Source organism: Burkholderiales bacterium (assembly GCA_035560005.1).
Lineage (GTDB): Bacteria > Pseudomonadota > Gammaproteobacteria > Burkholderiales > Eutrophovitaceae > DASRFY01.
Map to the genome: position 1 here is coordinate 90,346 of DATMAN010000093.1, position 23,022 is coordinate 113,367.

General features: G+C 64.5%; 20 protein-coding genes, 1 tRNA gene and 1 pseudogene. 15 read left to right on the forward strand and 7 right to left on the reverse strand.

The window, feature by feature from the left end; all coding sequences use genetic code 11:
- Positions 1 to 11: 11 nt before the first annotated feature.
- From VNM24_14455 to def, 6 genes are read left to right on the forward strand one after another with little or no spacing between them, the layout of a single operon-like run.
- A complete protein-coding gene (locus VNM24_14455) occupies positions 12 to 1,100 on the forward strand; it encodes a cell division protein ZipA C-terminal FtsZ-binding domain-containing protein (GenBank protein ID HWQ39784.1) in 1,089 nt (362 codons plus the stop codon).
- Positions 1,100 to 3,124, forward strand: a complete 2,025-nt coding sequence (gene ligA, locus VNM24_14460; GenBank protein ID HWQ39785.1) for an NAD-dependent DNA ligase LigA — start codon at positions 1,100 to 1,102, stop codon at positions 3,122 to 3,124. The genes VNM24_14455 and ligA overlap by 1 nt, the downstream gene beginning before the upstream one ends.
- Before the next feature lie 9 nt (positions 3,125 to 3,133).
- A complete protein-coding gene (galU, locus tag VNM24_14465) occupies positions 3,134 to 4,024 on the forward strand; it encodes a UTP--glucose-1-phosphate uridylyltransferase GalU (protein ID HWQ39786.1) in 891 nt (296 codons plus the stop codon).
- A 5-nt stretch (positions 4,025 to 4,029) separates the two neighbouring features.
- On the forward strand, positions 4,030 to 4,575 hold the full coding sequence (locus VNM24_14470) for a hypoxanthine-guanine phosphoribosyltransferase (protein ID HWQ39787.1): 546 nt from the start codon (positions 4,030 to 4,032) through the stop codon (positions 4,573 to 4,575).
- Between the two features lie 6 nt (positions 4,576 to 4,581).
- Complete coding sequence (locus VNM24_14475; GenBank protein HWQ39788.1) at positions 4,582 to 5,328, forward strand: S-methyl-5'-thioinosine phosphorylase; 747 nt, start codon at positions 4,582 to 4,584, stop codon at positions 5,326 to 5,328.
- Complete coding sequence (gene def / locus VNM24_14480) at positions 5,318 to 5,851, forward strand: peptide deformylase (GenBank protein HWQ39789.1); 534 nt, start codon at positions 5,318 to 5,320, stop codon at positions 5,849 to 5,851. Before VNM24_14475 ends, def begins: the two co-directional genes overlap by 11 nt.
- Before the next feature lie 106 nt (positions 5,852 to 5,957).
- Here def and VNM24_14485 read toward each other — a convergent pair whose 3' ends face one another.
- The 3 genes from VNM24_14485 to VNM24_14495 form a co-directional block, all read right to left on the reverse strand.
- Complete coding sequence (locus VNM24_14485) at positions 5,958 to 8,561, reverse strand: [protein-PII] uridylyltransferase (protein ID HWQ39790.1); 2,604 nt, start codon at positions 8,559 to 8,561, stop codon at positions 5,958 to 5,960.
- A 12-nt stretch (positions 8,562 to 8,573) separates the two neighbouring features.
- Complete coding sequence (gene map, locus VNM24_14490; GenBank protein HWQ39791.1) at positions 8,574 to 9,395, reverse strand: type I methionyl aminopeptidase; 822 nt, start codon at positions 9,393 to 9,395, stop codon at positions 8,574 to 8,576.
- Positions 9,396 to 9,534: 139 nt separating this feature from the next.
- Positions 9,535 to 9,610: transfer RNA gene (locus VNM24_14495), tRNA-Asn, on the reverse strand.
- Positions 9,611 to 9,668: 58 nt separating this feature from the next.
- Here VNM24_14495 and VNM24_14500 point away from each other — a divergent pair.
- On the forward strand, positions 9,669 to 11,105 hold the full coding sequence (locus VNM24_14500; GenBank protein HWQ39792.1) for an AsmA-like C-terminal region-containing protein: 1,437 nt from the start codon (positions 9,669 to 9,671) through the stop codon (positions 11,103 to 11,105).
- A 4-nt stretch (positions 11,106 to 11,109) separates the two neighbouring features.
- On the opposite strand, the gene VNM24_14505 is transcribed toward VNM24_14500, so the two are convergent.
- The gene (locus VNM24_14505; GenBank protein HWQ39793.1) at positions 11,110 to 12,315 is read right to left on the reverse strand and encodes an amino acid aminotransferase; all 1,206 of its coding nucleotides are present in this window, start codon (positions 12,313 to 12,315) and stop codon (positions 11,110 to 11,112) included.
- A 199-nt stretch (positions 12,316 to 12,514) separates the two neighbouring features.
- On the opposite strand from VNM24_14505, the gene uvrB reads away from it, so the two are divergent.
- Positions 12,515 to 14,632: an excinuclease ABC subunit UvrB gene (gene uvrB / locus VNM24_14510; protein HWQ39794.1), complete on the forward strand. Its 2,118-nt coding sequence runs from the start codon at positions 12,515 to 12,517 to the stop codon at positions 14,630 to 14,632.
- Positions 14,625 to 15,116 carry a low molecular weight protein-tyrosine-phosphatase gene (locus VNM24_14515; protein HWQ39795.1) on the forward strand — a complete coding sequence of 164 codons (492 nt, stop codon included), beginning with the start codon at positions 14,625 to 14,627 and terminating at the stop codon, positions 15,114 to 15,116. The genes uvrB and VNM24_14515 overlap by 8 nt, the downstream gene beginning before the upstream one ends.
- Positions 15,117 to 15,140: 24 nt before the next feature.
- Here VNM24_14515 and VNM24_14520 read toward each other — a convergent pair whose 3' ends face one another.
- The gene (locus VNM24_14520) at positions 15,141 to 17,618 is read right to left on the reverse strand and encodes an Rne/Rng family ribonuclease (protein ID HWQ39796.1); all 2,478 of its coding nucleotides are present in this window, start codon (positions 17,616 to 17,618) and stop codon (positions 15,141 to 15,143) included.
- A gap of 352 nt (positions 17,619 to 17,970) precedes the next feature.
- Here VNM24_14520 and VNM24_14525 point away from each other — a divergent pair, with 352 nt between their 5' ends.
- Genes VNM24_14525 through VNM24_14540 form a run of 4 tightly spaced genes read left to right on the forward strand, consistent with a single transcriptional unit; the run spans position 17,971 to position 20,866 of the window.
- Positions 17,971 to 18,942: an RluA family pseudouridine synthase gene (locus tag VNM24_14525; protein HWQ39797.1), complete on the forward strand. Its 972-nt coding sequence runs from the start codon at positions 17,971 to 17,973 to the stop codon at positions 18,940 to 18,942.
- A complete protein-coding gene (locus VNM24_14530) occupies positions 18,935 to 19,591 on the forward strand; it encodes an HAD-IA family hydrolase (protein ID HWQ39798.1) in 657 nt (218 codons plus the stop codon). Before VNM24_14525 ends, VNM24_14530 begins: the two co-directional genes overlap by 8 nt.
- Positions 19,570 to 19,941: a Rieske 2Fe-2S domain-containing protein gene (locus tag VNM24_14535; protein HWQ39799.1), complete on the forward strand. Its 372-nt coding sequence runs from the start codon at positions 19,570 to 19,572 to the stop codon at positions 19,939 to 19,941. Before VNM24_14530 ends, VNM24_14535 begins: the two co-directional genes overlap by 22 nt.
- Positions 19,928 to 20,866 (forward strand): S49 family peptidase, encoded by a 939-nt coding sequence (locus tag VNM24_14540; protein ID HWQ39800.1) that lies wholly within the window; start codon positions 19,928 to 19,930, stop codon positions 20,864 to 20,866. Before VNM24_14535 ends, VNM24_14540 begins: the two co-directional genes overlap by 14 nt.
- Before the next feature lie 9 nt (positions 20,867 to 20,875).
- On the opposite strand, the pseudogene VNM24_14545 reads toward VNM24_14540, so the two are convergent.
- Together VNM24_14545 and VNM24_14550 are read right to left on the reverse strand one after the other, a co-directional pair.
- A pseudogene (locus VNM24_14545) lies at positions 20,876 to 21,595 on the reverse strand (SAM-dependent methyltransferase).
- A 23-nt stretch (positions 21,596 to 21,618) separates the two neighbouring features.
- The gene (locus tag VNM24_14550) at positions 21,619 to 22,212 is read right to left on the reverse strand and encodes a Maf family nucleotide pyrophosphatase (GenBank protein HWQ39801.1); all 594 of its coding nucleotides are present in this window, start codon (positions 22,210 to 22,212) and stop codon (positions 21,619 to 21,621) included.
- Positions 22,213 to 22,259: 47 nt separating this feature from the next.
- Between VNM24_14550 and VNM24_14555 the strand changes: the two genes are divergently transcribed.
- Together VNM24_14555 and rpmF are read left to right on the forward strand one after the other, a co-directional pair.
- On the forward strand, positions 22,260 to 22,766 hold the full coding sequence (locus VNM24_14555; protein ID HWQ39802.1) for a YceD family protein: 507 nt from the start codon (positions 22,260 to 22,262) through the stop codon (positions 22,764 to 22,766).
- Between the two features lie 13 nt (positions 22,767 to 22,779).
- Positions 22,780 to 22,962, forward strand: coding sequence for a 50S ribosomal protein L32 (gene rpmF / locus VNM24_14560; protein ID HWQ39803.1), 183 nt, complete (start codon positions 22,780 to 22,782; stop codon positions 22,960 to 22,962).
- Positions 22,963 to 23,022: the final 60 nt, after the last annotated feature.

Genomic DNA, 23,022 nt, shown 5'->3' on the forward strand with positions numbered 1-23,022 from the left:
GGAATGAGACGATGAGCGACCTGCAGATTGGCCTGGCGATCCTCGGCGCCTTCGTCATCGCCGGCGTGGCGCTTTTCAACTGGTGGCAGGAGCGCAAGTTCAGGCGCAGCGCGCAGCAGGACTTTCCCCGCCCGCAGCACGACGTACTGCTGGGGACAGGGGCTGCGGATACCGGACGCTCGCACGACACCGAGGCGCGCATCGAACCCCAGCTCGATCCGCTCTCCGCGGTCGGCGCGTCGGGACCGGCACCGAGCCCGCCGCCGCGGCCGCTGGCGCCAGCGGCGCAGCCCGATGCGGCGATCGACCATGTGGCCGAGCTGCACGCCGATCAGCCCATCTCGGCGGCGGAGATTTCCCTGTTTGCCGCCGCGCTGTCGCAGGCACTCGGGCGCCCGATCCTTGCCGGATACAACCCTCATGCGAAGACTTGGGAACCGTTTGCCGGCGTGGAACGCGGCTTCGCTTCGCTGCGTGCCGGACTGCAGCTCGCGGACCGCAACGGGCCGGCGACCCGCGAGCAACTGCGTGCGTTTCACGCGCTGGTGAGGCAGCATGCCGAACGCATGGCGGCGGACGTCCAGGTCCCGGACGTCGAAGAAGGTATGCGGCGCGCCCAGGAATTGCACCGCTTCTTCGAGGAAGTCGACGTGGTGGTGGGAATCAACATCATCGCGCATTCCGGACAGGTCTTTCACGGAACCCAGGTGCGCGCACTGGCGGAGGCACAGGGAATGCGCCTGCAGCCGGGCGGGGCCTTTGCCAGCTATGGCGAGAACGAAGCACCGCTCTTCACCCTCGAGAACCAGGAGCCGCGGCCGTTCAAGCCCGAAGACATCCGCCACATTACCACCTCGGCGGTCACGTTTCTGCTCGATGTTCCGCGCACGCGCGATGGTCTCAAGGTCTTCGATCGCATGGTGGTACTGAGCCGTCAGTTCGCGGAATCGCTCGACGGGCTGCTGGCCGACGACAACCGTCAGCTCCTGAACGAGAGCGGGCTGGACAAGATTCGCGCCCGCCTGCGCACCATCTATGCGGCGATGGAGGCCCGTGGCATTCCCGCAGGCAGCGCGAGCGCAATGCGCTTGTTCGCCTGATGGCTGTAGAGCGTTCCGCCGCAAAACGCGCGGCCGAGCTCAGGCGCATCATCGAACAGGCCAACTACGACTACTACGTCAAGGACGCGCCCACGTTGCCGGACGCGGAATACGACCGGCTGTTCCGCGAGCTCCAAGAGCTGGAAGCGAAGTACCCGGCGCTGGCTGCTGCCGATTCGCCCACGCAACGCATCGGCGGCCCGCCGGTGTCGGAACTCGCGGCAGTGCGCCACGAGCTGCCGATGCTGTCGCTCAACAATGCGTTCGACGAAGCCGAAGTTGCGGCCTTCGATCGGCGCGTACGCGAGGCGCTGGGTGCGCAAGGAGATATCGAGTACGCGGTCGAACCCAAGTTCGACGGACTGGCCGTCAGCCTGATGTACGAGGAGGGCGAGCTGGTGCTTGGCGCCACCCGCGGCGACGGCTACACCGGCGAAGACGTGACTGCCAATCTGCGCACGGTGCGTGTCATTCCCCTCAGGCTCTCGGGCCCGAAGCTGCCGCGGCGGCTCGAAGTGCGCGGCGAAGTGCTGATGTTCAAGCGCGATTTCGAGATGCTCAATCGGCTGCAACGCAGCCGCGGACAGAAGGAGTTCGCCAATCCGCGCAACGCGGCCGCGGGGTCCTTGCGCCAGCTCGACTCCCGGGTGACCGCCTCGCGCCGGCTGACTTTCTTTGCCTATGGCCTGGGCGTTGTGGAGGACGGCAACGTGCCGAAGACTCGCCACAGCGAGCAACTGGACTATCTCGAGCGACTGCGCTTTCCGGTGTGCGCGGAGCGCCGTGTAGTCGAAGGTGTGCGCGGCCTGCTGGGTTACTACGCCGAAATGGCGGGCAGACGGCAAAAGCTTCCCTACCAGATCGACGGCGTGGTTTACAAGGTCAACGACCTCGCTGCCCAGGCGAAGCTCGGCTACGTCTCGCGCGCGCCGCGCTTCGCCATCGCCCACAAGTATCCGGCCGAGGAAGAGATCACCCAGGTGATCGACATCGATGTGCAGGTCGGCCGCACCGGCGCCCTCACCCCGGTGGCGCGCTTGAAACCAGTCTTCGTGGGCGGAGTGACCGTTACCAACGCCACCCTTCACAACGAGGACGAGATCAGGCGCAAGGACGTGCGCATCGGCGACTACGTGATCGTGCGTCGGGCCGGCGACGTGATTCCCGAGGTCGTCAGCGTGGTCAAGGAGCGCCGGCCGGCCAATGCCCGCAGGTTCCACATGCCCGACGTGTGTCCGGTCTGTGGATCGCGCGTCGAGCGCGCGCAGGACGAAGCGGTCGCGCGCTGCACCGCTGGCCTGTACTGTCCGGCGCAGCGCAAGCAGGCGCTGCTGCATTTCGCTTCACGCCGCGCGATGGATATCGACGGTCTGGGCGAAAAGATCGTGGATCAACTGGTCGACCGGGGGATCGTGAAGACTCCCGCCGATCTGTACCGGTTGAGCGTGGACACGCTCGCCGGTCTGGAGCGCATGGGGGAAAGATCGGCGGCGAACCTGGTCGCGGCGATCGAGAGCAGCAAGCGCACCACGCTGGCGCGCTTCATCTACGCGCTCGGTATCCGCAATGTCGGTGAGGCGACGGCCCGCGACCTTGCCCGTTATTTCGGCACGCTGGAGGCGTTGATGAACGCGGACGAGGAGGCGCTGCAGCGGGCGCCCGACGTCGGCCCGGTAGTCGCGTCGAGCATCGTGGGCTTCTTCCGCGAGCCGCACAATCGCACCGTCATCGAAGCTCTGCGCAAGGCCGGCGTGCGCTGGAAGGACGAACCGCGCGCGGCGGCTTCCGCGCCGCTGGCCGGCAAGACCTTCGTGCTTACCGGCACGCTGCCGAGCCTGACCCGGGAGCAGGCCGTCGAAAGGATCGAGGCGGCTGGCGGGAGGGTGAGCGGCAGCGTTTCGCGCAAGACCGACTACGTCGTGGTCGGCGCGGATCCCGGCAGCAAGTACGACAAGGCGCGGGAGCTCGGTATCGCTGTGCTCGACGAGGACGGGTTGCTAGAATTGCTGGCGAAATCGAAATAATACGCTCGAATGAACAAGATCACGAAAGCGGTCTTTCCCGTTGCGGGTCTGGGGACGCGTTTCCTGCCTGTCACCAAGGCGAGCCCGAAGGAGATGCTGCCCATCGTCGACAAGCCGCTCATCCAGTACGCCGTCGAGGAGGCGCTGGAAGCCGGCATCACGCAGATGGTGTTCATCACCGGCCGCAACAAGCGCGCGATCGAAGATCACTTCGACAAGGCATACGAACTAGAGACCGAGCTGGCCGTGCGCGGCAAGGAAGCGCTGCTGGAGCAGGCGCGCGCGATCGTCCCCAAGGAGGCGAGCTGCATCTTCGTGCGGCAGGTGGAAGCGCTCGGGCTGGGACACGCGGTCCTGTGCGCGCGCCCGGTGGTGGGCAACGAGCCCTTCGCCGTCATCCTGGCCGATGACCTGATCGACGCCCGACCCGGAGTCATCAGGCAAATGGTTGACATCTACGCGCGCGAACGCTGTTCGCTAATCGCGGTGCAGGATGTGCCAAAACAGGACACTTCCTCCTACGGCATCGTGCGCACGGAGCCGGGCGAGCGGGGCATGTATCGCATCACCGGGATCGTCGAAAAGCCCCGCCCGGAGGCGGCGCCTTCCACGCTCGCCGTGGTGGGACGTTACATTCTGACTCCGGAAATCTTCGATCACCTCGAACGCATCAGACCAGGCAAGGGTGGCGAGATCCAGCTGACCGACGGGATTGCCGCGCTGCTCGGCGAGCAGCGCGCGCTTGCCTACGAGTTCCAGGGCGTGCGTTACGACTGCGGATCCAAGCTCGGTTATCTCCAGGCCAACGTCCTCTACGCCATGCGCCATCCGGAAGTGGGCGCCGAGTTCAGCGATTTCCTGCGCTCGGCCGCGGGATCGACACACATCCGGCGCGCCTGAATTCGATGGTGGACGAGGACAGGGCCTGGCAGATTCTGCGCGAAGCCGAGCTCGTGTGCAGCGAGGCGGATACCGCCGCTGCGGTCAGGAGAATGGCCTTGGAGATCACGCAGCGTCTGCAGCACGGCATGCCGCTCGTGCTTTGCGTGATGGGCGGCGGCATCGTCTTCGCTGGACAGATCCTGCCGCTGCTGCGCTTTCCGCTGCAGGTCGATTACGTGCATGTCACCCGTTATGGGGGCGAGACGCATGGCGGGCACGTTCAATGGAAGGTCCAGCCGCGCACACCCGTGAGCGGGCGCAGCGTGCTGGTGCTCGACGATGTTCTGGACGAGGGACGCACGCTGGCAGCGATACGCGAGCGGCTGTTGCGCGAGGGCGCGCGCGAGGTGCTGATCGCCGTGTTCTGCGAGAAGGACTTGGGGCGCGCAAAGCCGGTGCGCGCGGATTTCGTCGGGGTGCTGTTGCCGAACAGGTACCTCTTCGGCTTCGGCATGGACGTCAACGAGGCCTGGCGCAACCTGCCGGCCGTGTACGCGCTCAAGGAATAGGGCTCCATGCTCGGGATCATCGGCGGCAGCGGGCTGACACAGCTCACGAGTCTAGAGGTTTCGCGCAGGGAGGTCGTACGCACGCCCTTCGGCGAGCCTTCGTGCGCCGTGACCTTCGGCGAACTGAAGGGCGCCGAGGTCGCGTTCATCGCCCGGCACGGCTACGGCCATACCATTCCGCCGCACGCAGTGAACTATCGCGCGAACATCTGGGCGCTGCGGGCAGTGGGCGTGGACCGGGTCGTTTCGGTGGCATCGGTGGGTGGCATCCGATCCGATTTCCGCCCGGGAACGATCGCCGTACCAGACCAGATCATCGACTACACCTGGGGCCGCAAGCACACCTATTTCGACACCACCGATCAGCCCGTCACCCATGCCGATTTCACCCATCCTTACTGCGAGGAACTGCGCGCCGAGCTGTTGCGGGCGGCCGCCGATGTACAGCTGCCGGTCATCGCACGCGGCGTGTATGCCGCCACCCAGGGGCCTCGGCTGGAGAGTGCAGCCGAGATCAGCCGCCTCGAGCGCGATGGGGCGGACATGGTAGGAATGACGGGCATGCCGGAAGCGGCGCTCGCGCGCGAACTAGGCCTGTGCTATGCCGCCGTGGCCGTGGTCGCGAACTGGGCAGCCGGGCGCGGGGACAGCAAGGAGAAGATCCAGCTCGACGCGATTCGCGCGGTGCTCGGCGGGGTGATGGCGAAAGTGCGCTTGCTGCTCGAAAAGCTGGTCGCTAGCCATGGCCGTTAGACCCGTGCTGCGCATGGGCGACCCCCTGCTGTTAGAGCGTGCGCGGCCGGTGCAGCGCTTCGATACGCCGGAGCTTCACGGGCTGATCCGCGACATGGATGACACCATGCGCGCCAGGAATGGCGCAGGCATCGCGGCGCCACAGATCGGCGTATCGCTGCAGGTGGTGATCTTCGGCGTTGGCGCCAATGCGCGCTATCCGGACGCGGAGCAGGTCCCCTACACCGTGCTGATCAACCCGGTTCTGGAACCGCTCGGAGAAGCGATGGAAGAGGGCTGGGAGGGGTGTCTGTCGCTGCCTGGCATGCGTGGTCTGGTGCCGCGCTATAAACAGGTTCGCTACCGTGGTTTCGATCAGTTCGGCAAAGCGATCGATCGCAGCGTGAGCGGTTTTCACGCCAGGGTCGTGCAGCACGAGACCGACCATCTGCTCGGCATCCTCTATCCGATGCGCATTCGCGACTTGCGCCACTTCGGCTTCAACGAGGAGCTGTTCCCCGGCGAGGCGGTGATCGACGAGTAACCAGCACGGAGAAGCGGGCTAACAAGGGCACCAAGAATTCCAAGCAAGAACTCCGAGAGGGAATCGAGTTCTTTCTTGGTTTCTCGTTGTTATGTTCTCGGAGCTATCAGGGCGAAAGGTGGAGTTCCTGGACGAGTTCGGCTTCCAGCTTCACCACCGTCTTCGGGTCGTCTAGGGCTTCGCCGCTGATCAGGAACGAGTCTTCGACGCGCTCGCCCAGGGTGTTGATCTTCGCGGTGTGCACGTCGACCCCGTAGCTGTCGAGCACGCGCGCCACGCGGTAGAGCAGCCCGGGGCGGTCGCCGGCGACGATGCTGAGGTAGTGGTAGGCACCTTTCTCGTCCGGGCGGATCAGCACTTCGGGGGTGATCGGAAAGTTTCTCAGCCGGCGGGAAAGCCGCGCCCGCCCCGGTTCCGGCAGCGGTCCATGTTCCTTGAGCCGAACGGCGAGCTCGTGCTCGATGTAGCTGATCAGATCCCGGTAATGGGCCGCGGTGCGCGTCGGGTCCATGACCTGGAAACTGTCCAGGGCGTAGCCGTGCCGGGTGGTGTAGATCTTGGCTTCGACGATGCTGAAGTTGATCGACGCGAAAAAGCCGCAGATGCGGCCGAACAGCGATTTTTCGTCCGGCGAATAGATCATTACCTGCAAACCTTCGCCCACCGGGGAAAGACGCGCTTTTACGATGGGCGTCCCGGGAGAAACGCGGTAGTTCAGCAGCCGCGTGTGCCAGGCGATCTCGTGTTCGTCGTGGCGCAGAAAGTAGCTGTCGTCCAGGTTCTTCCACAAACCCAGATGCGTGTCGGGCGGTATCGCGTAGGCGCGCAGCCTGGCCAGTACCCGTGCCTGCTTGGCCTGCAGCGTGTTCTCCGCCGCTCCGGGCTCCGGGCTCAGCCTGCGGCGCGCAGCATGAAACAGGTCTTCAAGGAGCTTCGCCTTCCACGCGTTCCACACCCTCGGGCTCGTGCCGCGGATGTCGGCGACCGTCAGCAGGTACAAAGCGTTCAGTCTGCGACCGGTCTTGACCCTGTCGACAAACGCCGCGATCACGTCCGGATCGGACAGATCCTGCTTCTGCGCGACCGACGACATGTACAAGTGGTTTTCCACCAGCCAGACGACGAGGTCGGCATCCTCCCGGCTCAGTCCATGATCGCGGCAGAAACGGCGTGCGTCGATCATCCCGAGTCGCGAGTGATCGCCGCCGCGGCCCTTAGCGATATCGTGGAACAGCCCCGCGATGTAGAGCGCTTCCGGGCGTTCGAACTCCGCCATCAGGCGGCTGCATAGCGGGTATTCGTGCGCCATTTCCGGGACCGCGAAGCGGCGCAGGTTGCGCACGACCATGAGGATGTGCTCGTCCACGGTGTAGACGTGGAACAGGTCGTGTTGCATCTGGCCGACGATGCGACCGAACACCGGCAGGTAACGCCCCAGGATTCCGTACTGGTTCAGCCTACGCAGGGTATGGGTGAGGCCCGATGGCTGGCGCAGGATCTCGAGAAAGCACGCGCGGTTCGTCGGGTCGCAGCGAAACCGGGCATCGATGCGATTGCGCGCATGCCACAAGGCGCGCATGGTGCCCACGCTGAGGCCTTTGATTTCGTGATGCTGCTGCCAGAGCAGGAACGCTTCGAGGATCGCAGCGGGCTCGCGTTCGAACAGTCCCGGATAGCGCGTCTCCAGCAGCTCGCCGCGAATCTGGAAACGTTCGTTCAACACCCGGGGTTGGGCTGCTGGCGCCGGGAAGATTCTGGTTCGCAGGTTCTGCAGTACGATGGTGTTGAGCAGCGTGACTGCCTTGACCGTCGTGTAGAAACGCTGCATTAGCTGCTCGCTGGCGAGCTTGGCCGGGGTGTCTTTCAGGCCATATCCGGATGCCAGCGCGCTCTGGAAATCGAACAGGAGGCGGTCTTCCCTGCGCTTTGCGAGATAGTGCAGCCGCACGCGCAGGTCGGCGAGGATCGCTTCGTGTCGCTTTAGCTGCGCGCTCTCCTGGCGCGTCAGGATGCGCTGACGCACAAGGTCGCTCCAGCGCGTTCCGAGGCCGGCCGCCATCGCGATCCAGAGAATGCTCTGCAGATCGCGCAAGCCGCCAGGACTTTCCTTTACGTTGGGTTCGAGGTTATAGGCGGTATCGTGAAAGCGCGTATGCCGTTGCTGCTGCTCGAGCAGCTTCGCTTCAACGAAGTACCCGACATCGAGTTCGGCGCGCATCGCGGCGGCGAACCTCCGATACAGGGACCGGTTGCCGGTGATCAGGCGCGACTCGAGCAAGCTGGTCTGGACAGTGACGTCGCGCGCCGCTTCCAGCGCGCATTCCTCGATGGTGCGAACGCTGTGGCCGATTTCAAGCCCGATATCCCACAGCAGCCCCACGAGACCTTCCACGCCGGCACGCGCGTCCTCGTCCACAGCCTCTGGCAGCAATACCAGGACGTCCACGTCCGAACAAGGAAAGAGAACGCCGCGCCCGTAGCCGCCCACGGCTACCAGAGCGAGCGCGCTGGACTGTCCGGTGTGCGCCCAAATCTCGCGCAGCAGCGCGTCGACCAGCGCGCTGTGTGCCTCGAGCGCCAGGCGCGCTTTCCCGCTTTGTTCGAAGGCGGCGCGGATCCTAGCGCGCCCTTCGGCCAGCAGGCCGCGCCAGCGCGGGGTCCCTACCCCGTTTGCCGGGCGCATCGAGGCTTGCGCGTGGGCGCCGGGCATTGGCCGTCACCGCTAAGAAGCGGGAGGTGGTGGAGCACCTGCCGATAGCGTGAGTACTTCGAAGCCCTTCTCGGTGACCAGCACCGTGTGCTCCCATTGGGCCGAAAGGCTGTGATCTTTGGTAACGACCGTCCAGCCGTCCGCGAGCTGGCGGATGCCGGGCTTGCCAGCATTGATCATCGGCTCGATGGTGAAGATCATCCCGGCCTGCAGTTTCAGCCCGGTGCCGGGCCGGCCGTAGTGCAGAACCTGTGGTTCTTCGTGGAACTTACGTCCGATCCCGTGACCGCAGAATTCGCGCACGACACTGTAGCCGTGTTCTTCCGCATGCGTCTGGATCGCATGCCCGATATCGCCCAAGTAGGCACCGGCGCGTACCCGCAGGATGCCGCGCCACATGCACTCATAAGTAATCTCGCAAAGACGGCGTGCTTGGATCGAGGGATCGCCTACGAAGAACATGCGGCTGGTGTCGCCGTGGAAGCCGTCCTTGATGACCGTGACGTCGATGTTGAGAATGTCCCCGGGCTTGAGTTTCCTGGGGCCGGGCACGCCGTGGCAGACCACGTGATTGACCGAGGTGCAGATCGACTTGGGGAAAGGCTGGTAGCCGGGCGGCGCGTAGTTAAGCGGAGCGGGCGTAACTTTCTGGACGTTGACCATGTAGTCGTGGCACAGCGCATCCAGCTCCTCGGTGGTCACGTTCGCCTTCACGAACGGCGCGATGTAGTCCAGCACCTCGGCGGCGAGGCGCCCGGCCACGCGCATCTTTTCGATCTCCTCGGCGGACTTGATGATGACTGACATCGCTTCGCGGTGAGGCGCCCGAATCATAGCATCCGTCCTCGGGCACCCGTGCGGGTTGCCGGACACGGCTGCCAGCCCGGCAAGCGGAATGTGCGGCAATTGCATGTTGGAGCGGGCGGTGTGGAGAACCGGGCCTGGCTGGCGCGATTCGTCGCAAGGAGTTGGGTGGCTCCCCGACCTGGGCTCGAACCAGGGACCTGCGGATTAACAGTCCGTCGCTCTACCGACTGAGCTATCGGGGAACGCGAAAGGCGCGTATGATAGTGACTCGCCTGTCGATGGTCAACCGACCTCAGTCGGATGAAAGTCAGCAAACGCCTGATGACAGGTGCGCTAGCGGTGGTTGCGGTGCTTCTCGCTGCGCCGCTGCTTCTCCCGGCAAACCTGTTTGTTCCACAAGTCGAGCGGCTCGCCTCCGAAGCGCTCATGGACTCGGTCCGAGTCGGCGGCGTTCGCCTGGTCCTGCTTCCCGTTCCAGGCCTCACCGTGCGCGACATCATGGTGGGCAAGCGCGCCTACCTGCAAGTGGAAAAGCTCAGCATAGTCCCGCGCCTGTCCACCGTCTTCGCGCAGCACAAAGTGATCCGGAGAATCGGATTGTCTGGAGTCACGATCCGCCGGCCGTTCCTCGACAAGCTGGAGCAACTCGGTTCCAAGAACGGCGGGGCTGCGCGGTCTGTCGATGTGCGTCATGTAAGCCTGCGTCGTGTGCATCTCGATCTGGGCGAGGTCACGCTCGCTGCAGTGGAAGCGGACATCGAACTTGCTCCGAACAACGCGCTGCGATCCATCCTCGCACGTCACGGCGGTGACAGGCTGCGCCTGTCCATCGTGCCGCGCGGCAAGGCCTACGCGCTCAAAGTCTTCGCGCGCGACTGGCACCTGCCCGCCGGGCCACCGCTGAGGATCGCCGCACTGGAGGCCAACGGGGAGTTCAGCGGCTCCGGCCTGACGCTGCCCGAGGTGCGCGCACGGCTCTACGACGGAGAGCTGTCCGGTCGATTCTCGCTGAGCTGGACCCCAGGCTGGCGCTTGGCCGGAGAATTCGAGCTCAGACAGGTCGATCTCAAGCCCGTTGCCGCCCTCTACAGCCGGGAAGCTGCCATCAGCGGGTGGCTTGCCGCAACGGGCGTGATCGATATGCAGGCGCCAAGCGCCGCCGCGCTGATCCACTCGCCCGGTGTGGGGATCGATTTCAGTGTATCGGACGGAATATTGCACCGGGTCGACCTGGTGGCGGCTGCGAAGTTCTTGCCGGGCAAGAACAGGGTCGAGGCTCAAGCCGGGCAGACGAAGTTCGACCGCCTTTCCGGTCATCTATGGATCGATGCTGAAGGGTTTCATTTCACGGACCTGGAGATCGCTTCGGGCGTGCTCGAAGCGCGCGGCCATGTTTCCATCTCGCCGCAGCAAGCATTGTCCGGCCGGGTGGATGCTACCCTGAAGGGCACGGGCTCGCTGGTGGGCACGCCGCTTGCCCTTTCCGGCACCGTCGACTCACCGAAGGTACTTCCGACGAAGGGCACGTTGGCCGGTGCTGCGGCCGGCACGCTGTTGTTGGGTCCCGGGGTGGGGACCACCCTCGGCATGAAGGCTGCGGAGCTGACCGAACGCCTGTTTGGCAAGAAACCGCCCAAGGCGAAGAGACCCGGCGCGAAACAGGCGACCGAGGAGCAGGGCACCTCGCCAGCCAAGGCGGGCGAAGAGGCCTCCGCGCCACCCGCCGGCAGGCGCTAGCACGTCAACGAATCACGGCGGCGATCGCGTCGGCCACGTAATCGATGTTCTTCGAGTTCAACGCGGCCACACAGATGCGACCCGTGTCGACCGCATACACCGAGTACGCGTCGCGCAGCCGTTGAACCTGCGCACGAGTGAGGCCCGAATAGGAGAACATTCCCCGCTGGCGGATTACGAAACTGAAATCCGAGTCCGGAACGCGCGCGTGGATCCTGTCCACCAGTTGCGTGCGCATGGCACGGATGCGCTCGCGCATCTGCGCCAGTTCCTGCTCCCAGAGGGCGCGCAATTGCGGCGAGTTCAGCACCATGGCCGCGATCTGCCCGCCGTGGGTCGGGGGGCTGGAGTAATTGGTGCGCACGATGCGCTTGAGTTGCGACAGTATGCGCTGCCCCTCCTCGGCGCTCTGGGCGACGACCGAGAGTGCGCCGACGCGCTCCCCATAGAGCGAGAAGGACTTGGAGAACGAGTTGGACACGAACAGCGTGATTCCGGCCTGCGCAAACCGGCGCACGACGGCCGCATCCGCGTCCAATCCCTCCGCGAAACCCTGGTAGGCGATGTCAAGAAAGGGCATGAGCCCGCGTGCCTTCACGATTCGCAGCGCTTCCTCCCACTGACTTTCCATCGGATCCACGCCTGTCGGGTTGTGGCAGCAGGCGTGCAGCACGACGATGGAGCCTTCGGGCAACTGCTCGAGTGCGCGCGCCATGCCAGCGAAGTTCAGGCCGTGGCTGTCCGGATCATAGTAAGGATAGGCGTTGACCTTGAAGCCTGCGGTTTCGAACAAGGCGCGATGATTTTCCCAGCTGGGCTCGGAGATCCACACTTCGGCGTGGGGCAGCACGCGGCGCAGAAAGTCGGCGCCGACCTTCAAACCACCGGTGCCTCCCAGAGCCTGTACGGTGACGACGCGCTTCTGCGCCAGGGCTGCGCAATCAGCGCCAAATAAGAGCGCCTGCACGGCCTGGTCGTAGGCCGGCAGGCCGTCGATTGGCAGGTAGGCGCGCGGCGCCGCCTTCTCGACCAGTTCACGCTCGGCGCGGCGCACGCACTCGAGCAGCGGTACCTTGCCCTGGTCGTCGTAGTACACGCCGACGCCGAGATTGACTTTCTTCGGATTGGTATCCGCGTTGTACAGCTCGGTCAGACCCAGGATCGGGTCGCGCGGCGCCATTTCGACGCGGGCGAATGGGGAAGCGCTCATCAGGACGAGAGGTGTAGGGACGGCCGGCAAAGGCGCGAATTGTACCGTAAGCTCTGGCGAGCGGAGTGCGCTGCCGCCTCACAAGGCCGCCGCTGCGCGCGCCGCGAAGAATCGGCGCTGGACGAATGCTGGCCATGCACTTCCTCGCCGTGGGAAAATTCATTGTTCGAGGCACATCTTTTCGCTCGCGCGCAAACCCATGAATCCAGCACGCGTAGTCGCCTTTCCGGGCAGCCCGTTCCGCCTGCATCAGCCCTTTGCGCCCGCCGGGGATCAGCCCGAAGCGATCGCCAGGCTGGTGGAAGGGATCGAGAACGGCTTGCAATTCCAGACGCTGCTGGGCGTGACCGGTTCGGGCAAGACTTACACCATGGCCAATGTCATCGCGCGCACCGCGCGGCCCGCGCTGGTCATGGCGCCCAACAAGACGCTCGCCGCGCAGCTCTATGCCGAATTCCGGGAGTTCTTTCCGGAGAACGCCGTCGAGTACTTTGTTTCCTATTACGACTACTACCAGCCGGAAGCTTACGTACCTTCGCGCGACCTCTACATCGAGAAGGACTCCAGCATCAACGAGCACATCGAGCAGATGCGCCTGTCGGCGACCAAGTCGCTGCTCGAACGCGAAGACTGCGTGATCGTGGCCACCGTCTCGTGCATCTACGGGATCGGCGATCCGGTCGACTATCATGGCATGATCCTGCATCTGCGCGAGAAGGAGCGTGTGGGCCAGCGCGCCATCATCTCCCGGCTGGCCGAGATGCAGTACCAGAGAAACGATCTCGATTTCAGGCGGGGCAGCTTCCGCGTGCGCGGAGACGTGCTGGATATCTTCCCGGCGGAGAACTCCGATCTCGCGCTGCGGGTGTCCTTGTTCGACGATGAGCTCGAGAGCCTCGCGCTGTTCGATCCGTTGACCGGCGAGATCGTGCAAAGGATCCCGCGCTTCACGGTCTATCCTTCGAGCCATTACGTCACGCCGCGCTCCACCGTTCTGCGCGCCATCGAGGCGATCAAGCTGGAGCTCGCGGAGCGCGTGGAGACCTTCCGGAAGCAGGGCAAACTGCTCGAAGCGCAGCGCATCGAGCAGCGCACGCGATTCGACCTCGAAATGCTCAACGAACTGGGTTTCTGCAAGGGCATCGAGAACTACTCCCGCCATCTTTCCGGTCGCCGCGAGGGCGAGCCGCCGCCGACGTTGATGGACTATCTGCCGCGCAATGCGCTGCTCATCATCGATGAATCGCACGTCACCGTGCCGCAGATCGGTGGCATGTACCGCGGCGACCGGGCGCGCAAGGAAAATCTGGTCGAATACGGTTTCCGGCTGCCTTCGGCGCTGGACAACCGGCCGTTGCGCTTCGACGAGTTCGAGCGACTGATGCCGCAAACCATCTTCGTGTCGGCCACCCCGGCCGAGTACGAGGCACGGCATCAGGCGCAGGTGGTCGAGCAGGTGGTGCGCCCCACCGGGCTGGTGGACCCCCAGGTCATCGTGCGGCCTGCATCCACGCAGGTCGACGATCTGCTCTCGGAGATCAACGAGCGGGTGCGCCGGCGGGAGCGCGTGTTGGTCACCACGCTGACCAAGCGCATGGCCGAAGACCTCACCGAATATCTCTCGGAGCACGGCGTCAAGGTCCGCTACCTGCATTCCGACATCGACACGGTGGAAAGGGTCGAGATCATCCGTGACTTGCGGCTCGGAAAGTTCGACGTGCTGGTGGGAATCAATCTGTTGCGCGAGGGTCTGGACTTGCCGGAGGTCTCCCTGGTGGCGATTCTGGACGCCGACAAGGAAGGATTCCTGCGCTCCGAGCGCTCCCTGATTCAGACCATCGGGCGCGCGGCGCGACACTTGAACGGCACCGCGATCATGTACGCGGACTTTGTCACCGACTCGATGCGCTCGGCGATTGCCGAAACCGAGCGGCGGCGGCGCAAGCAGATTGCGTACAACGAGGCACACGGGATTACGCCCAAGGGTGTTTCGAAGCGCATCAAGGATCTGATCGAGGGTGCCTACGAGCACGATGCCGGGCACGAAGCGCTGGTGGCGGCCGAGCGCCTGGAAACGTATGGTGCCCTGAACGAAAAGGATCTCGTGAAGGAGCTCAAGCGCGTGGAGCGCGAAATGCTGGAGGCGGCAAGGAACTTGGAGTTCGAGCGCGCCGCCCGTTTGCGCGATCAACTGCAGGAGCTGAAGCGGCTGGCGTTTGGCGTTGCCGAGTCCGAGCGACCGCCGCTCGCGACTGCTCGCGGCTCCGGAGCCAGGCAGTCCCCGCTGCGGAAGAAGCGGGCGGCGGGCCATGGGTGAACGCAAGTTCGCCACTGGCGTGCTGTTCGTCTGCATGGGCAACATCTGCCGATCGCCGACTGCGCTCGCTGTGTTCAGGCAAATGCTGGACGAGCACGGGTTGGCTGACAGGGTGCTCGCCGATTCGGCCGGCACGCATGACTATCACGCGGGCGAGCCGCCAGACCCGAGGGCGATCAAGGCAGCCGCACACCGCGGCTATGACCTGTCGGGTCTGCGAGCCCGCGTGATTCGCCGCCAGGATTTCGAGACTTTCGACTACGTGCTCGCGATGGATCGGGCCAACCTTGCCAGGCTGCGCGAGCTTGCTCCAAGGCGCTACGTGGGCAAACCGCGTCTGTTTCTGGAATTCAGCAGCCTCGTTCCCGGCGGCGAACTGCCCGATCCGTACTGCGCGGGGGCGGAGGCGTTCGAGAAAGTTCTCGATCTGGTCGAGGATGCCGCTCGCGGGCTGCTGGGCGAGGTGGCGCGCAAGCTCGCTTGAGTACCGGGCTTGCGCGCAGGGCGCTCAAGCCGCGTCGCTGCTTGCCGGCTGGCTTTCGCGACGGGTTTCTACTTGGATCAGCGGCTCCTCGGTCACGACTGGTTCAGATGGTTGCGGCCGAGACCGCCGTGGCGCACGCGGTACCTGCACATCGCCGTTCTGAGGCTCCGGTCTTACCGCATCCGGCCGCGTTTCCACCATCACCATGTCGGGTGGCAACTCGATTGGCTCCATCTTCCAGGCTGACGACGCGCGCGGCTGAGCGTTCGCCAAGGACTGCTCTGCTGGCGCGACGGGGGGCGCGACGGACTCCGCGGCCAGGGCAATCGGGGGTGTCCGAGCTTCGCTTGCCTGAGCCAAGGTCGTCGGCTCGGGCTGTGGTGCCCGAATCTGCTCGGGCAGCGCTGCGCGAGCCGGTGCTGCCTCGGGCGCTGCGGTGGCTTCACGGCGCTGAGCCGGCGCCTGAGATCCCGGTGCGTTCATGCCCTCCCGCCGCTCGCCGCGTCCGCGCCGGCGCCGCCGCCGGGCGCGGCCTTCCTCATGGTCCAGGCGATCTCCGGGCAGACGCTGCTCGATCGCGGCTGGCGCCGGCTCCGGGCGCGCCGGCCGCTGCGGCTGGCGCGGCTCGGACCTGCGGGTTTCCTCTTGGAGACGCTGACGACCCTGCTCACGCGGCTCGCGGCGCGCTTCCGGCTCGCCCCGGCGCTCGCGCCACTGACCCTCGCGGCGCTCCCTGCGGTGCTGGTCGTGCCGCTCCCTGACCGGGGAGACTTCGCGCTGTGGCCGAGCCCGCTCCGTTTGCTTCGGCACCTGCCCGCGCGTGAGCCAGCCAAGGATTTTCTGCAGGATGGACGGAGTCTTTGCTTCCTCCTGCCGCACGACCGGCGCCGGCTGCGACGGGGTGATACCTTGTACGGCTGCCTGCGGACGCACGGGTTCCGGCTTTTGCGCGGCGAGCGGGGTTTGCACCTGCTCCGCCGGCACGTTCATCAGCTTGTAGCTCGGCAGAACGATGTCGTTCTGGTTCAACTCGTCATGACGCAGCCGCGTCACGAGGTAGTTCGGCGTCTCGAGGTGGCTGTTGGGAATCAACAGCACGTTGACCTTGAGCCGGCTCTCCATGAGATGAAATTCGTTGCGCTTCTCGTTGAGCAGATAAGTAGCGACGTCGATCGGTACCTGCGCGTGTACGGCCGCGGTGTTCTCCTTCATGGCCTCTTCCTGCACGATGCGCAGAATGTGCAGCGCGGTGGATTCGATCGAGCGGATATGTCCGGTTCCACTGCAGCGCGGACACGGGATATGGCTGCTCTCGCCCAGCGAGGTCTGCAGCCGCTGGCGCGACAGCTCGAGCAGCCCGAAGCGCGAGATCTTTCCGGTCTGCACGCGCGCGCGATCGTACTTCAGCGCTTCGCGCAATCGGTTCTCGACGTCGCGCTGGCTCTTTCCGCTCTCCATGTCGATAAAGTCGATCACTACCAGCCCGCCGATGTCGCGCAGGCGCAACTGGCGCGCGATCTCGTCCGAGGCCTCCAGGTTCGTGCGTAACGCCGTTTCCTCAATATCGGCGCCCTTGGTTGCCCGCGCGGAATTGACATCGATCGCCACCAGCGCTTCGGTGTGGTCGATGACGATTGCTCCGCCGGAAGGCAGGGGAACCTGCCGCGAATAGGCGGTTTCGATCTGGTGTTCGATCTGGAAGCGCGAGAACAGCGGCACATCGTCCTTGTAGAGCTTGACCCGGTTGACGTTCTGCGGCATCACGTGGCTCATGAACTGCCGCGCCTGCTCGTAGATCGACTCGGTGTCGATCAGGATCTCACCGATGTCCTGGTGGAAGTAGTCGCGGATCGCGCGGATGACCAGGCTTCCTTCCTGATAGATCAGGAACGCCCCGCTTTGCTGCTTGGCCGCCGTCTCGATAGCGCGCCAGAGTTGCAGCAGATAGTTCAGGTCCCAGCTCAGCTCATCGACCGTGCGGCCGATTCCGGCGGTGCGCGCGATGACGCTCATTCCAGACGGGACAGGCAGCTGGGCGATGATCTCGCGCAGCTCGTTGCGCTCCTCGCCCTCCACGCGGCGTGAAACTCCGCCACCGCGCGGATTGTTGGGCATCAACACAAGGTAACGGCCAGCGAGGCTGATGAAGGTCGTCAGCGCGGCGCCCTTACTGCCGCGTTCGTCCTTGTCGATCTGGACGATCAGCTCCTGGCCTTCCTTCAGCGCATCTTGAATGCGCAGGCGGGCGGGGTCGGCTTCCGGGTTCTGGAAATAGGCGCGGCTGACTTCCTTGAAGGGCAGGAACCCGTGGCGCTCGGCGCCGTAGTCGACGAAGGCTGCCTCGAGGCCGGGCTCGATCCGGGTAACGATGCCTTTGTAGATGTTGCTCTTGCGTTGCTCTTTTCCTGCTGTTTCGATATCCAGGTCGAGGAGCTTCTGTCCGTCGACGATGGCGACGCGCAACTCTTCGGCGTGCGTCGCGTTGAACAACATGCGTTTCATTTTGTTCTCCCGCGCTCGTCGCTACCGGGAGTACAAACCTGTACACACCCGCACCTGTGGCGGGCAGTTGGCGATCCGTCGTCTAATGCTTCATGCAGAGGGGTAAACGTTTGTCGGTAGCCGGCGGTTTGTAGGGCACGCCCCGCAAAAGCAGCGGCGGGGCGAACAGAATCTGCGGTGTCTGGGAGCGCGTAAGTCAATTACCATCGCTACTTGTGCGGGTGAGCGAAGTTAACCCGTGCAACCGGCAATCGGGTCTACAGGCTTCCATGGGCGCCGTGGTCCGGCGCAGCACCAAGGTCTTCCCGACGGTTCGTCAAGCGACTGCTCGGTTCACAAGAGTATAAGCAAAATGAATGGCTTAAGTAAAGGTTCGGTGACTTGGACGGAAGTCGACGAGTCTTCCGACCAGCAGCGGATCGATAACTTCCTGCTGCGCACGCTCAAGGGCGTGCCCAAGAGCCACGTATACCGGATCCTGCGCAGTGGAGAAGTTCGGGTCAACAGCCACCGGGTCGATGCGGCCTATCGCTTGCAAGTCGGCGACCGGATTCGCATCCCGCCGGTACGAAAGGGTGAGCCGGGCAAGACCGTGGCCGTTTCCCGATCGCTCCCACCCTTGGCCGCACGGGCTCTGCTGGAGGATGACTGGCTGCTCGCGATCGACAAGCCGGCCGGGGTCGCCGCGCACGGTGGCAGCGGCGTGTCCCTGGGGGTCATCGAGCGGCTGCGACTGGAGCGGCCGCAACTGCGCTTTCTCGAACTGGTGCACCGCCTGGACCGGGACACATCCGGAGTGCTGCTGCTCGCGAAGAAGCGCAGCGCGCTCACGGCGCTACATGCACAGCTTCGTCAGGGCGGGGTGGAGAAGCGCTATCTGGTGCTCGTGGTGGGGAGATGGAATGAGCGCAGCCGCAGCGTGGCACTGCCGCTGAAAAAATACCTAACCCGTAGTGGCGAACGCCGGGTCGTCGTCGACCAGTCCGGCATGGCCGCTCACACGGTTTTCCGTCTGCTCAGCCAATGGCGTGGCTTCAGTCTGCTCGAGGCGCAGCTCAAAACCGGGCGTATGCACCAGATTCGGGTTCATCTCTCCCACCTCGGCTTCCCCATCGTGGGCGACGACAAGTACGGCGACTTCACCGTGAACAGGGAGCTGTCGCATACGGGGGTGAAGCGCATGTTTCTGCACGCCGCGCGCATCGTGTTTCGGCATCCAGACAGCGGGCAGCGGGTCCGGATCGACTCGCCATTGCCCGCCGACCTGCAGGCTTTCATCGACCATCTGGAGGCAAAGGGCGTTGCGGCGCCCGACAATGGCTAGGAGATTTGACCTGCTCGTGTTCGACTGGGACGGGACCCTGGTCGACTCGGCCGCGCATATCGTCTCCTCACTTCAGTCGGCTTGCCGCGATCTGGACTTGCCGATTCCTTCCGAGCGCGCCTGCCGGCACGTGATCGGGCTGGGGCTGCAGGATGCCGTGCGTTATGTCCTTCCTGGGCTGCCGCAGCGGCGCTTGGCCGAAGTTGCGCAGCGCTATGCCCTGCATTACCAGTCGGGTGAGGACGGCCTCAGGCCCTTTCCCATGGTCGAGGAGGGCTTGCTGCGCCTGCAAAAAGCCGGTCATCTGCTGGCAATCGCGACCGGCAAAAGCCGCCGCGGCCTCGACCGTATCCTGGCCACGCTCGGAATGCGGGGACACTTTGTCGCCACGCGATGCGCGGACGAGGGTTTGCCCAAGCCCCACCCGGACATGCTGCAACAGCTCATGCAAGCGCTGAGCGTGCCGGTCGCGCGCACCTTGATGATCGGGGACACGACTCACGATCTGCTGATGGCCTTGAACGCCGGCGCGAGTGCCGTCGCAGTGACCTATGGAGCGCATCCGCCGCAGGAGCTTGCACGCCTGTCGCCGCTTGCTTGTGTGGCCAGTTTTGCGCAGTTGCTGGAATGGCTGGAAAACAACGCCTGATCTGCCGCTCCGACCAGCTGAGGGAACGCGGCAAAGGCTGGCGCTTCACCGTGGAGCTTCTCGATGGAGAGCCTGCGGCCGCGTTCGCGGTGCGTTATCGGGGCAGGGTCTACGCCTACCTCAACCGTTGTGCGCACGTGGGAGTGGAATTGGACTGGACCGAAGGTGAATTTTTCGATTTCTCCGGCCTATACTTGGTTTGCGCTACGCACGGCGCGGCGTATCACCCGGACTCGGGGCGGTGTGCGGGTGGCCCGTGCCGCGGTGGCAGACTGACCCCGTTGCCGTTGGTCGAGCGCGACGGATGCGTATTCTTGGCCGAAGAAGAGGAAACCGATGACACAACCTAGTGAGCACTGGGAACGGAGCGTGCTCGAGAGGCTGGCGTCCAGCGCGCTGGAAGAGCAGCGCCGCGCGCGGCGCTGGGGGATCTTTTTCAAGTTCCTGACCTTCGCCTATTTGTTCATTCTGCTATTCGTGGCGCTCGGCTGGATCGGGGGCGAAATCAAGCCATCCGGTCCCTATACGGCCCTCGTCGACCTCACCGGCGTGATTGCCTCTGATTCACCTGCCAACGCAGAGGATGTCGTTGCCGGCCTGCGCGATGCATTCGAGTCGGGCAACGCGAAGGGCGTCATCCTGCGGATCAACAGTCCCGGAGGCAGTCCGGTACAGGCTGCGAGCATCAACAGCGAGATCCGGCGGCTGCGCAGCCTGCATCCGCAAGTGCCTGTGTATGCGGTGGTAGAGGACATCTGCGCCTCCGGTGGCTACTACGTCGCCGTGGCCGCCGACAAGATCTACGTCGACAAGGCCAGCATGGTCGGTTCCATCGGGGTATTGATGGATGGTTTCGGGTTTACCGAAGCCATGAAAAAGCTCGGCATCGAGCGCCGTCTGCTCACGGCCGGAGAGAACAAGGGTTTCCTCGATCCGTTCTCGCCGCTTGACCCCAGGCACAGAGACTACGCGCGGCAAATGCTGGCAGAGATCCACCAGCAGTTCATCGGGGCCGTCAAGGCCGGCCGGGGCAACCGACTCAAAGAGCAGCCGGAGCTGTTCTCCGGACTGATGTGGACCGGAGAGAGGAGTGTGGAGCTCGGTCTGGCCGACGGCATCGGCAGCGTCGAGTTCGTGGCGCGCGAAGTCCTCAAAGCCGAAGAGATCGTGAACTTCACGCGCCGCGAGAACCTGGCTGAACGCCTAGCCCGCCGTTTCGGGACGGCGCTTGGCGAGTCGCTGCTGCGTGCTGCCTCGCCCGACACGGTTCGCTGATTGCCCCGCGGCAAGCAGCAAGAAGGTGGTCGGTCTGTGGTCGAGCGTTAGAGGTTGCGACGCACGCCACTGGGCAATGCTGCGCATGACAATCTGCTCGCTCTGCCGAGTAAGGTCGGCGGCAATGCACAGCAAGGTCGTCTCGGCACAGGTTCCCAGCAGCGCCGCCAACAGCGCGTCATTGCGATACGGGGTCTCGATGAAAATCTGGGTTTGACTCAGTCGCCGCGAGCGCTCCTCGGCCTGCCTGATCGCAATCTCGCGCTGCGCCGACCTGCGCGGCAGGTAGCCGCAGAAAGCAAAGCGCTGGCCGTCCAGTCCCGAGGCCATCAGTGCCAGCAGGATAGCCGAGGGACCGATCAAGGGCAGCACCCGCACGCCGTTGGCATGCGCGCGCCGCACCAGTTGGGCACCGGGATCGGCGATCGCGGGACAGCCCGCTTCCGACAGCAGCCCGACGTCTTCGCCGGCGAGCAAGGGAACCAGCAACCCGTCCAAGCGGTGCGCCGGGGTGTGCTCGTTGAGTTCCTGGATATCCAGCGACTGCAACGGGCGAGTCAGGCCCAGGCCGCCCAGAACGCGCCGCGCACTTCTCGCGTTTTCCACGACGAAGTGCGCGAGCTGGCGCACTTCCGCGGGCAGGCAGCCCAGATACCCGATACTGGCGGCGGTCGAGCCGAGTGGCGAGGGGATGAGGTAGAGCCGACCGGGGTTGTGCTTCTTGATCATTGGTCGTCATCGAGCATCGATCATCAGGGGAGGGCGAAGCCTTCGTTGCGCAACATCGTGCATAGTGCGATGAGCGGCAGGCCGATCAGCGCCGCAGGGTCCTTGCTTTCGATCCACTCCATGAGCGCGATGCCGAGTCCTTCGGACTTGGCGCTGCCGGCGCAGTCGTAGGCCGGCTCCTTCTGCAGGTAGCGCTCGATTTCTTCTTCGCTGAGGAGCCGGAACCGCACCTTGGTCGGCACGACCTCGGTCTGCGCCCGGTTGGTCGCCGAGTTCAGCAAGGTCACCGCGGTGTGAAACACCGCTTCGCGGCCGCTCAGCAGCCGCAACTGTTCGACCGCGCGTGCGTGTCCTTGCGGCTTGTCGAGCCTGATGCCCTGGCACTCGGCCACTTGGTCAGAGCCGATGATGAGCCGCTCCGGAAGGCGCCGGGCAACGGCGCGCGCTTTGGCGTAGGCAAGGCGCAGCGCGGTCGCCGGCGCTGGTTCACCGGCAAGCGCTGTTTCGTCGATGTCGGGGGCTACGGCAACAAAAGGCAGCTTGAGCCTTTCCAGCAGCGTGCGCCGATAGAGCGAGGCCGAGGCCAGGACCAGGCGTGAATCGAGTTGTTGCTCCAAGATTTTGTTTTGACAGGGTTGTTCAAAGCCAATATTATGCGCGCCTTATGTCCGGACGGCCGCTGATCGACAGCGCCGAGTTTGCTCGGCAGCGTTCGATATTGACAGGCGAAGCGCTGGTTTCGGAACTGGTTCGCCTGCATGATGCGCTTGCGGATCAGACAGGCAGCATCCTGTTCAAGCTGTCGGGTCACATCGGAGCACAGGGTCGGCCGCGTCTGCTTCTGAAAATGTCGGGACGCCTGATGCTGACCTGCCAAAGGTGCCTGCAACCCTTGGAGCACAAGGTCGCCTGCGAGCGAGAGTTCGTGCTGATCTTGCCCGGCGAGCCGGAAATGGACGTCGCGGAGGAAGGCGACACGATTGATTGCGTGCCGGCCGATCCGCAACTCGATGTGGTCGGTCTGGTCGAGGAAGAACTGGTCCTGTCGCTGCCCATGTCGGCGATGCACATAGCCGAAAGCTGCCGGCCGGCTTGGCAGGTGGCCCAAGCAACCGTGAAGGCTTCGCCGTTCAGCAAGCTGGCCGCGCTGAAACGAAGCACGCAGAGTTAAAGGAGCCCGAGTTATGGCCGTTCAGCAGAACAAGAAATCGCCGTCACGCCGCAACATGCGGCGGGCGCACGATTTCCTTACAACCCCCCCTCTTGCCGTCGAGCCCACTACCGGCGAAGTGCATCTGCGGCATCACATCAGCCCCAGCGGCTACTACCGCGGCAAGAAGGTCGTTAAGTCGCGAGACGAAGAGTAGTGAAGGCTGCGCCGGTATTGCGGCGCCCTTGGCCGGGCTTCCAGGCCCGGGAGCATAATC